Annotated in this window: 10 protein-coding genes and 1 tRNA gene; 8 read left to right on the forward strand and 3 right to left on the reverse strand. The window is 68.7% G+C overall.

Going from position 1 to position 10,627, the window contains the following annotated elements; translation table 11 throughout:
- Positions 1-40: 40 nt before the first annotated feature.
- From ABB22_RS09265 to ABB22_RS09290, 6 genes are all read left to right on the forward strand, one after another.
- Entirely contained in the window at positions 41-586 is a 546-nt protein-coding gene (locus ABB22_RS09265) for an LPS-assembly lipoprotein LptE (RefSeq protein WP_057505197.1), read from the forward strand.
- A gap of 43 nt (positions 587-629) precedes the next feature.
- Positions 630-1,673, forward strand: a complete 1,044-nt coding sequence (gene holA, locus ABB22_RS18170) for a DNA polymerase III subunit delta (RefSeq protein WP_055764647.1) — start codon at positions 630-632, stop codon at positions 1,671-1,673.
- The gene (gene nadD, locus ABB22_RS18175) at positions 1,670-2,380 is read left to right on the forward strand and encodes a nicotinate-nucleotide adenylyltransferase (protein WP_055764649.1); all 711 of its coding nucleotides are present in this window, start codon (positions 1,670-1,672) and stop codon (positions 2,378-2,380) included. Before holA ends, nadD begins: the two co-directional genes overlap by 4 nt.
- A 58-nt stretch (positions 2,381-2,438) precedes the next feature.
- Entirely contained in the window at positions 2,439-2,855 is a 417-nt protein-coding gene (gene rsfS, locus ABB22_RS09280) for a ribosome silencing factor (protein ID WP_055764651.1), read from the forward strand.
- Between the two features lie 75 nt (positions 2,856-2,930).
- Positions 2,931-3,401, forward strand: a complete 471-nt coding sequence (gene rlmH, locus ABB22_RS09285; RefSeq protein WP_055764652.1) for a 23S rRNA (pseudouridine(1915)-N(3))-methyltransferase RlmH — start codon at positions 2,931-2,933, stop codon at positions 3,399-3,401.
- A 24-nt stretch (positions 3,402-3,425) separates the two neighbouring features.
- A tRNA-Asn gene (locus ABB22_RS09290) sits at positions 3,426-3,502 on the forward strand.
- 112 nt (positions 3,503-3,614) lie between these two features.
- On the opposite strand, the gene ABB22_RS09295 is transcribed toward ABB22_RS09290, so the two are convergent.
- The 3 genes from ABB22_RS09295 to ABB22_RS09305 all read right to left on the reverse strand — a co-directional run bounded on the left by ABB22_RS09295 (position 3,615) and on the right by ABB22_RS09305 (position 8,226).
- Positions 3,615-6,431, reverse strand: coding sequence for a TonB-dependent receptor (locus ABB22_RS09295; protein ID WP_055764653.1), 2,817 nt, complete (start codon positions 6,429-6,431; stop codon positions 3,615-3,617).
- Positions 6,432-6,613: 182 nt separating this feature from the next.
- Positions 6,614-7,282, reverse strand: coding sequence for an energy transducer TonB (locus ABB22_RS09300; protein WP_055764655.1), 669 nt, complete (start codon positions 7,280-7,282; stop codon positions 6,614-6,616).
- Between the two features lie 209 nt (positions 7,283-7,491).
- The gene (locus ABB22_RS09305; RefSeq protein ID WP_055764657.1) at positions 7,492-8,226 is read right to left on the reverse strand and encodes an SIMPL domain-containing protein; all 735 of its coding nucleotides are present in this window, start codon (positions 8,224-8,226) and stop codon (positions 7,492-7,494) included.
- Between the two features lie 213 nt (positions 8,227-8,439).
- Here ABB22_RS09305 and ABB22_RS09310 point away from each other — a divergent pair, with 213 nt between their 5' ends.
- Both ABB22_RS09310 and rng read left to right on the forward strand, forming a co-directional pair.
- On the forward strand, positions 8,440-9,012 hold the full coding sequence (locus ABB22_RS09310; RefSeq protein ID WP_055764659.1) for a Maf family nucleotide pyrophosphatase: 573 nt from the start codon (positions 8,440-8,442) through the stop codon (positions 9,010-9,012).
- Positions 9,013-9,016: 4 nt separating this feature from the next.
- On the forward strand, positions 9,017-10,507 hold the full coding sequence (rng, locus tag ABB22_RS09315; protein ID WP_055764661.1) for a ribonuclease G: 1,491 nt from the start codon (positions 9,017-9,019) through the stop codon (positions 10,505-10,507).
- The last annotated feature ends 120 nt before the right edge of the window (positions 10,508-10,627 follow it).

Consider the following 10,627-nt stretch of genomic DNA (forward strand, 5'->3'; position numbering starts at 1 on the left):
TTCTGTTGCCGCTCCCGGCCGGCTCCGCCAGACTGTGTCCATGACCCGATACCTGACCGCCCTCGTCCTTGCCGTGAGCCTGACCGGTTGCGGTTTCCACCTGCGCAACAAGCTCACCCTTCCGGACGATACGCCGGCGGTGAAGGTCGAATCGACGGTGCGCTACAGCGAGCTGGTCAAGCTGCTGGGACGCGGGTTGCACGCCTCCGGCGCGGTCGTCGTCGGCGAGGATGAGCCCGGCAAGGGCGCGGCCCGGCTGCAGATCCGCTCCGAGCGCTGGGGCGACCTGCCCATCGCCATCGACGCGCAGGGCCGCACGCAGGAGTTCAGCCTGCGTTACGCGGTCATCTTCGCCTTTCATCGTCCCGATGGCAGCGTGCTGGTGCCGGAGCAGGTGATCGAGCTGTCGCGCGACTACGTGTCCGAGCCGACCGACGCCACCGGCACCACCACCGAGCGCGAGATCCTCGCCGATGAACTGCGCCGCGAAATGTCCGCCTCGATCCTGCGGCGCATCGACAGCGTGGTCCGCGCGCAGATGGAGAAGGAGCGCGCTGCCGCTCCGGCGGCCGGCAAGGGCGACTGACCCATGCCGACCCTGGCTGCCCCGGCGTACGGGCGCTGAATCGATGGAGCTTCGTCCCGAACAGCTCGCCAGCCAGGCCGGCGCGCAGCCGTTGGCCCCGGCCTACCTGATCGCCGGCCCGGAACTGCTGCGCGTGCTGGAAGCGGCCGATGCGGTACGCGCCAGGGCGCGCGCCGAAGGCATCGGCGAGCGCGAGGTGTTCGACGCCGATGGGCGCGATTTCGATTGGGGCCAGCTGGCGTCCAGCTTCAATGCACCGAGCCTGTTCAGCGCGCGCCGGCTGGTCGAGCTGCGCCTGCCCAGCGGCAAGCCGGGCAAGGAAGGCGCGGAGGTCATCAGCCAATTCTGCGCGCAGCCGCCGGACGACGTGGTGCTGCTCATCACCGCTGGCGAGTGGAGCAAATCGCATCACGGCAAATGGGCCGACGCGGTGGCGCGCATCGGCGTGCTGTCGGTGGCCTGGGCGATCAAGCCGCACGAACTGGGCGACTGGATCGAACGCCGCCTGCGGGCCAGGGGGCTGCGCGCCGAGCCGGCCGCTGTGCAGCGCCTGAGCGAGCGGGTGGAAGGCAACCTGCTGGCCGCCGCGCAGGAAATCGACAAGCTCGCGCTGCTGGCCGAGGGCCAGACCCTGGATGTGGCGAAGATGGAGGCGCTGGTCGCCGACGCCGCGCGCTACGACGTGTTCCGGCTGGTCGAGGCGGCATTCTCCGGGCAGCCGCCGGCGGTCATCCGCATGCTTGCCGGGCTGCGCGCCGAGGGCGAGGCGGTGGCCGCGCTGACGCCGATCCTGATCCGCGAACTGCTGATCACCGCCGGACTGGCGCGGGTGCAGGCCAGCGGCGGCAACCTCGCCGGCGAGATGAAGGCGCGCGGCATCTGGGAATCGCGGCAGGCGCCGTTCAAGCGCGCGCTGCAACGGTATCCCGCGCCGCAGCGCTGGGAGCGCCTGGTGGCCGAGGCCGGGCAGGTCGACCGCATGGCCAAGGGCCGTGCCGAGGGCGATCCGTGGCTGGCGCTGGAACGCCTGCTGCTGGCCGTGGCCGAAGCGCAGGCGGTGCGCCTGCTGGCCCGCGGGACGCGATGACCGTGGCGTCCATTCCGGAGCCGGGCGCAAGTCGGCCGGATACCGGCCTGCTGCTGATCTACGGCGGCACCTTCGACCCGGTCCACAACGGTCACCTGGCCATCGCCCGCCGCGCGCGCGATGAACTGAACGCGCCGGTGCGGCTGATGCCGGCCGCCGACCCGCCGCATCGCCCGCCGCCGGGCGCCGATGCGCGGCAGCGCACGCATATGCTGGAACTGGCGACTGCCGGCGAACCGGGGCTGCAGGTCGATCGCCGCGAGCTGCGGCGCGCCGCGCGCCAGCCGGGCGTGCCTTCGTGGACCGTGGACACGCTGCGCGAAATCCGTGCCGAGATCGGCACTACAGCCCCGGTGGCCCTGTTGATGGGGGCCGACAGCCTGTTGGGCCTGCCGACCTGGCATGCGTGGGAACACCTGCTCGACCTTGCGCACCTCGTGATTGCCGACCGCCCCGGCAATGCGCTGGACGGGCAATTGCCGGAAGTGCTTGCCGCCCGGCTGCGCGATGCCTGGGCGGTCGATGCCGCGTGCCTGCGCGAGCGGCCGGCCGGATGGGTCTGGCGCCTGCACCAGCCGCTGCAGGCCGAATCGGCCACTGCCGTACGCGGCCTGATCGCGGCCGGCGGCGACTGGCGTGGCCTCGTGCCTGGGGCCGTGGCCACTTACATCGCCGCCCACGGCCTGTACGGCTGCGCTACGGCGTGAATGCCGGGCGCGGCCGGGTTCTCTATAATCGTCCCTTCATTCATCGAGTTCCGCAGCTTTGACCACCGAAGCCCAAGTCATCAAGACCCAGTTGCCCAATCCGCCGCCGTCCGTTCCGGCCCTGCTGGCCTCCGTCCATGCCGGACTGGAAGAACTCAAGGCCAGGGATGTCGTGGAGATCGACGTCCGCGGCAGATCCAGCGTCGCGGATTTCATGGTCATTGCTTCGGGTACCTCGACCCGCCACGTCAAATCCATCGGCGACGAAGTGGTGCGTTTCGCCAAGAACCTGGGCGTGATGCCGCTGGGCGTGGAAGGCGAGCGCGAGGCCGAGTGGGTGCTGGTGGACCTGGGCGACGTGATCGTCCACGTGATGCTGCCGCGCGTGCGCGAGTTCTACGCGCTCGAGCGCCTGTGGACGGTGGGCGACCAGCCGCCCTCGTCCGCCGAGGGAGAAGAGCAGGAAGCCGGCTGATCCGCCCGGCCAATGCCTCGCGACGGCGCCGCAGGGCGCCGTCTTCGTTTTCGACGCCGTGCCGGGAGCCGCGCCATGAAAGCCAGACTGATCGCCACCGGGGAACGCGCACCGTCATGGGTGGCGCAGGGTTTTGCCGAGTACCAGAAGCGCCTGTCGCATTGGCTGCCGCTGGAACTGGTGGAGATCGAACCCGGCCTGCGCGGCAAGGGCCGCGACCCGAAGCGCGCCATCGAGGACGAGGGCAGGCGCGTGCTGGCGGCATTGCCGAAGAATCCGTACGTGGTGGCGCTGGACGTGCCCGGCCGCCAGCTCAGCTCCGAACAGCTCGCGCAGCGCCTTGAATACTGGCGCGCGCAGGGCCGCGATCTCGCGTTCCTGATCGGTGGCCCGGAAGGGCATTCGCCGGAAGTGTCGGCGATCGCCGACGAGAAATGGTCGATCGGACCGCTGACCCTGCCGCACATGCTGGTGCGGCTGGTGGTGGCCGAACAGCTGTACCGCGCGGCGGCGATGCTGGCCAACCACCCCTACCATCGCGCGTGACAAGCGTATAGAATGCGCGTCCCCGCCCGAATAGCTCAGCCGGTTAGAGCACTTGACTGTTAATCAGGGGGTCGTTGGTTCGAGTCCAACTTCGGGCGCCAGATTCGAAAGGCCTGCATCGCAAGATGCAGGCCTTTTTCGTTGCGGCGGGCCCCGCGCAAACCCGGGCCCCGGGCGTTGCCGGGGCCTGGGCCGTCGGGGGCTGCGGCGGGATTACTTGAAGGTGTACTTCGCCCCGACGGTGAAATAGCGGCCGATGGCGCCGCTGTAGTGCAGCGGGTTGTAGTTGACCGCGCCATAGGTGACCGGGTCGAGCGGGGCGATCCGGTCAAATAGGTTTTGCACCGAGGCGCTCAGCTCGAAGGCATCGTTGACCGCCCAGCGACCGGAGAGGTCGAAGGTGGTGAAGGAGGAAATCTTCTTGACCGGCGTGCCGTCCTCGTACTTGGCGAGATAGGCGCCGCCCTGTTCGCCGACGTTGTCCATCTTGCCGATGAAGTTGGCGAGGCCGCTGATCGACCACGCCTGGTAGTTCCAGGTGGCGCCGAAGTTGACCTTGTCCTTGGGCGTGCCGATGCAGTTGGTCACATCGCAGTTGCCGTGGGTGCCGGCGTACTTGCTGACCTGGCCGTCCTCGGTGAGGTCGAACTTGCTGATGTGGCTCCATTGCAGGTCCAGCCGCAGATCGCCGGCGTTGCCCAGCGGAATATCCTGGCGGATGTCGGTATCGATGCCCTGGACCTTGGTGGAACTTGCATTCACATAGGCCGTGTTGACCGCCAGGATCGAGCCGGTACCCGGTACGCCGTTGAGCAGGTTGGAATCGCGCAGCACGTCGCCGGCGGCGATGGCCGAGTCGGTGCTGCTGGGCGTGATCTCGTTGGTGCGCTTGATCTGCCAGGCATCCACGGTGACCGAGGTGGTACGGGTGGGCTGCAGCACGATGCCGAGCGAATAGCTCTTGGACTCCTCGGGTTTCAGCGCTGGGTTGGGCTTGGTGATGATGGCGATCTGGCGCGCATTGCAGTCGTCGGCGGTGCCGCCCGGCGCCGGGTGCTGGCCATCGGGGCAGCGCACCGGGTCCAGCGCGGAGGAGAAGGCCGCCAGTCCGCCGTTGCCGTTCTCGGCGGGATTCGGCGCGCGGAAGCCTTCGGCGTAGGTGCCGCGCAGGGCGAACCACTGCACCGGCGTCCACTTGAAACCGACTTTCGGTTTCAGCGCGTCGTCGCCGCCCTCGTACTTGTCGTAGCGCACGGCGGCGTTGAGTTCCAGCGATTTCAGCACCGGCGCGGACAATTCGGCATAACCGGCATAGACGGTCTGGGTGCCGTCGTAGGCCGAGTAGCCCAGGCCGATGATGTCGCCCTGGTCGGTGTAGGTCTGCGGGGTCAGCGAGTTGCTGGTCTTGCGCCATTCGGTGCCCAGGGCCAGCCCCAGCGGACCGCCCGGCAGGTCGAGCAGGGAGCGCGACACCTTGATGTCGAACATGTCCAGCTTGCTCTTGGCGCGGGCGTCGATGGTCGGCGAAATATAGGCGTAAAGGCTCTGCGGGTTGGCTTCCGCGCCCTGACCGATGTTCCAGACGCCGCCGGCGCAGTTCGGGTCACCCAGGGCGCAGAGCACCGCGCTGTAGCGCAGGAACCCGGTGCGGGTGCTGGTCAGGTCGGTGCTGGAGTGCAGGTAGGCGGTGTCGTAATCCCAATCACCCCAGCTGCCCTTGACGCCGACCAGGAAGCGCATGAACTCGTTGTTGGTTTCGGTCACGCGCGGGCCGACGTCGAATGCGCTGTAGCGCACGCGTACCGGTACGCCGTAGGGATTGTCCGGATGGGTCGGGCCGAGCACGGTGGCGCCATCGCCGCTGCTGGCGTTGACCGGGCCCCCGGGGTAGCCCCAGCCGCCGGAGACGCCCGAGGGCGTGTTGCGGAATGTGGTGTCCTTCTTCGAATAGCCGATCTCGGTGTAGACCTCGCCGTTGTCGCCGAAGGCGAAGGAGGCGCGGCCGAAGACATTGACGTATTTCTCTTCCGGCACCAGGTCGCGGAACTTGCCCGCGTCCCAGAGGCAGCCGCCGTTGGGGTCCTGCGGGGTTATGTTGGAGAACTGGCTGCAGCCGGGCAGGGACACCAGTTGCCCCGTGGCCGGATCGAACAGGCTGCCGGTCGGCGAACTGCCGCCGCCGTTGAGATTGGCGCCGGTGATCGCGCCGCCCAGGAACTGGCTGTTGCCGATGGTGAAACCCCAGGGGCGCAGGTCGCCGGTACCTATCCACTTGCGGTTGAGGCGGTCGCTGACGCGGACCGCATCGCTCTTGCCCACGTCCAGGCTGAAGAACGCATTCCAGCCGTTGTCGGCAAGGCTGCCGGTGCCGGCGGTGAGGGTAGCCTTGCGCTGGCTGCCGTCGCTGTCGCCGGACAGGCCGTAGGAACCGCGCAGGATCACACCGGTGAAATCCGAACGCAGGATGATGTTGACCACGCCGGCGATGGCGTCCGAGCCATAGATGGCCGAGGCGCCATCCTTCAGCACGTCGATGCGTTCGACCGCATCCAGCGGGATGGTGCTCAGGTCGGTGAACACCTTCTGGCCGTCGTCGGCCAGGCCATAGGTGGCCATGCGGCGGCCGTTCAACAGGATCAGGGTGGAGCCGGCGCCAAGGCCGCGCAGCGAGATGCCGGCGCCGCCGCCGGCGAAGCCGTTGCCGAAGGTCTTGGGAATGGAGCCGGAGCCGTCGGCGGTCAGGGTCTGCAGGTACTCGGCGACATTGTTCTTGCCGGTGCGGTCGATTTCCTGGCGGGTGATGACCTGGACCGGTGAGGGTGTCTCGGTGTTGGTGCGTGGAATATTGGAGCCGGTGACGGTGATGCGGTCCAGGGTGGTCGTCTTTTCCTGCTGTTCCTGCGCCATGGCCGCCGGGACGGCGACCACAAGCGCGGCGGGAACCAGCAGCAGGCGGGCCAGGCTGGTGGAGATGGAATCGCAGAGGCGATTCTGGCGGCAGCACGGCTGCCTATGGGTCGGATGTTTCACAGTCTTCTCTCCAGGGAACCTGCGGCAAGAGACCGCCGGAAAGGCGGCCGGGGGACATCGACGGCCGCGAATCTAGGTTTTTCCCGGGTGAGATGACGGTGAAAAATCGATTAATAGGCGCGCTTCCGGAGACGGCCCGCAAGGAAGCGTTCAGCTGCGCTTTCCTGCGGGCCGGAAGGGCCTCAATTCAGCTTGAAATCGACCGGTACCAGGCCGTAGGCCTGCACGGGGCGGCCGTTGTCGGTGGCCGGCTGGAACTTCCACTGCCGCAGCACCTGGGTGCGCGCGGCGGTGTCGAGGCTGCGGTTGCCGCTGCTGCGCTCGACGCTCACTTCCAGTGGCGAGCCGTCAACACCGACCAGCACGCGCAGGGTCACCGTGCCTTGCGCGCCGACGCGCAGGGCGTCGCGCGGATAAGCGGGCGCGGGGGCATGCAGGTAACGCAGCTGCACGCCTGCCAGCGGTGCTGGCGGCGCGATCGAATCGGCGACCGGGCCGGTGGTGTCGGTGGGCGAGCCGGGAGCGGCCGATTGCGGAATGACCGCCTCGGTGGCGAAGACCGGCATCGGCGCATTGTCGACCGGCGCGGGCAGCGCAGGCCGCGCCGGTGGCGGCGTCTGCGTGACGACCGGAACCGGTAGCGGCGGCGGGGGCGTCGGCACCACGGGCACGATTTCCGGCAACTGCCAGCGCGGTTCCTGGCGGACGGCGTCGCTGCGGATGGGGACCTGCGACAGCGGAATCAGCAGCAGTCCTGCCGCCAGCGCGTGCAGGGCGATGGCCGTGCTGTAGGCGAGGATGCGGGAGGTGTCGAAACGGATCGGGGAAATGCCGGAATGCGTGCGGACCATGTGCCACCTCCATGCGAGGGCGTGTGATGGAGAACAACGCTCGGTGACGCGGGACGGGGTTGCAGCGGCAAGGCCGGTTCCGGTCCGCGTGGAGCCAGTGCGCCTGCAAACCGGCGATCCGGCAAGCGGGGATGGAATTTCCGCTCAGCTGGCAGACAGGAAAACGGCGCCCGCAGGCGCCGTTTCCATGGACAGGATGTACCGCGGGATCAACGGCCCAGTTCGAACACCACGTCCAGGCTGACCGACAGCGTGGTCTCGCCCGGCGCCACTGCCGTGTCCATTTCGGCCTTGGCCGAACGCGCCATCGCCATCATCGGCATGGGCGGGCGGAAGCCGCCGCTGTTGCCTTCGGAAATGCTGACGATGCGGCGCACGCGCAGGCCCAGCGACTTGGCGTAGGTCTCGGCGCGGGCCTGGGCCTTCTTCAGCGCGGCCAAGCGGGCTTCGTCGTAGACCGGCTCGGGCTGGTCGATCTCGAAGCTCGGGCCGTTGATCTGGTTGGCGCCCTGTGCGGCCAGGCTGTCGAGCACCTTGCCGAGCTTGGCGATGTCGCGCACCTTCAGGCTGACGGTGTTGCTGGCCTGGTAGCCGGTGATCTTCGGCGCCTCGTTGTCGGCGTAGCGATACTGCGGGCTCAGGTTGATGCCGCTGGTCTGGATGTCGCGCTCGGCGATGCCGGCGGCCTTGATCGCGGCCATCACCTTGTCCATCTGCACGGCGTTCTCGCGCATGGCCGTATTGCCATCGGCGGCCTGGGTGACCACGCCGGCCGACAGCATGGCCACATCCGGCACGCGCCGCGCCTCGGCCTGGGCGGAGATGTTGAGCAGGGTGGCATCGCTGGCCACGACGGCCGGGGTGTTCTGGGCGTGGGCGGTCATCGGGGCTCCCGAAGCGAAGGACAGGGCGAGCAGCAGCGGGGCGAGGGCGGAATGGCGCATGTGGATCCTCCTTGGATGGGTGCGAGGGTGGTGCGGTGGCGATGAACGGGTAGTGAGGCCGGACGGGGTCGCGGTGCGGGGGGCGGCTTTGCCGCTCGTTCAGCCTGGCCCGGAACGAAGCGAAGCGTAGGCGGGAACGGCCATGCGTGGCGAGCGGCGCAGGCGGGCCGGTCGGCAGGCGCGGCCGCAACGTGCGCAGGTTATGCTTCGCCGATGCTCTATCTCGCTTCCCGCTCTCCCCGCCGCAACGAACTGCTCGCACGCCTGGACATCCCGTTCCGCGCGCTGGACCTGGACGTACCGGAAATCCGCGGCGCCGACGAACCGCCGGCGGCCTATGTGCGCCGCGTCGCGCTGGACAAGGCGCGCGCCGGCCTGGCGCTGGTCGCCGACGATCCGCTGGCGGTGGTGCTCGGTTCGGATACCGAAGTGGTCCTGGGCGACCGGGTCTACGGCAAGCCCGTCGATGCCGCGGACGCCGCGGCCATGCTGCGCTCGCTGGCCGGGCGCAGCCACCAGGTCGTCACCGCGGTGGCGCTGGTGGCGCAGGGGCGCGAGGAACTGATCGTCGTCGAATCGGAGGTGACGTTCGCGGCGATGGCCGAGGACGAGATCGCCGCCTATGTCGCCAGCGGCGAACCGATGGGCAAGGCCGGCGCGTACGCCATACAGGGCGGCGCCGAACGCTGGATCAGCCGGCTCGCCGGCAGCTATTCGGGCGTGATGGGGCTGCCGTTGCAGCAGACCGCCGCGCTGCTGCGCGGTTTCGGCGCAGGGAAGGATTGAACGGATGTCCGAAGAAATACTGGTGAACGTCACCCCGCGCGAAACCCGCGTGGCGGTGATCGAGAACGGCATGCTGCAGGAACTGCACATCGAGCGCGGCTGGCGCCGCGGCGTGGTCGGCAACATCTACAAGGGCCGGGTGCAGCGGGTGATGCCAGGCATGCAGGCCGCCTTCGTCGAGGTCGGGCTGGAGCGCGCCGCGTTCCTGCACGCCAACGACGTGGTGCGGCCGGCGCCGGTGGCTGCCGATACCGAGGAGACCGCGCCGAGCCTGCCGCTGCCGTCGTCGGTGCCGATCGTGGAGCTGCTGCGCGACGGCCAGGACGTGGTGGTGCAGGTGGTCAAGGACCCGATCGGCAGCAAGGGCGCGCGCCTGACCACCCAGGTCAGCATCCCCTCGCGCTACCTGGTGCTGCTGCCGCAGTCGAAGATGGTCGGGGTCTCGGCGCGGATCGAGGACGAGGCCGAGCGCGCCCGGCTCAAGACCCTGGTGACGGAGATCTCCGCCCAGCACGGCGGCTACGGCTACATCGTGCGCACCAATGCCGAAGGCCAGCCGGCCGAGGCGCTGGCCGAGGACATCTCCTACCTGTCGCGGGTGTGGAACGTGGTCGAGCGCCGCGGCCGCGAGGCGCCGCCGCGCAGCATCATCTACGAGGACCTGAGCCTGCCGCTGCGCTCGGTGCGCGACCTGATCCGCAAGGACGTGGAGAAGGTGAAGGTCGACTCGAAGGAGACCTTCGCCCAGCTGCAGGCCTTCGTCGCCAAGTACATGCCGGTGCTGGGCGAGAAGCTGGAGCTGTACACCGGCGACCGCCCGATCTTCGACCTGTACGGCGTGGAGGACGAGATCGGCCGCGCGCTGGACAAGCAGGTGCCGCTCAAGTCCGGCGGCTACCTGGTCATCGACCAGACCGAGGCGATGACCACCATCGACGTCAACACCGGTTCCTTCCTCGGCCAGCGCAATCTGGAAGAGACCGTGTTCCGCACCAATCTGGAAGCGGCGCAGGCGGTGGCGCGGCAGCTGCGGCTGCGCAACCTCGGCGGCATCATCATCATCGACTTCATCGACATGGTCGATCCCGAGCACCGCCGCCAGGTGCTGCGCACGCTGGAGAAATCGCTGGCGCGCGACCACGCCAAGACCACGGTCTACGATTTCTCGCCGCTGGGCCTGGTGGAAATGACCCGCAAGCGCACGGTCGAGAGCCTGGAGCGGCAGCTGTCCGAACCCTGCCCGGAGTGCAGCGGGCGCGGCAGCATCAAGACCACCGAGACCGTCACCTACGAGATCTTCCGCGAGATCACCCGCGCGGTGCGCCAGTTCGACGCCGCGCGGCTGCTGGTGATCGCTTCGAGCAAGGTGGTGGCGCGCATCACCGACGAGGAGTCGGCGGCGGTGGCCGAACTGGAGGAGTTCCTCGGCAAGAGCATCCGCTTCCAGGCCGACGACCAGTACCTGCAGGAGCAGTTCGACGTGGTCCTGCTGTAGCGGGGCACCGGGAGCCGCTGCCCGGCAGCGGCGGGCAGGGACGGCGGGAAGGCCGTTGCATTGCGATTCCGGCTGCGACAGGCATTCTTTCCCACTTACCTCCCGTTCTCCGCCCCTCCG

Source organism: Stenotrophomonas nitritireducens, from assembly GCF_001431425.1.
Lineage (GTDB): Bacteria > Pseudomonadota > Gammaproteobacteria > Xanthomonadales > Xanthomonadaceae > Stenotrophomonas > Stenotrophomonas nitritireducens.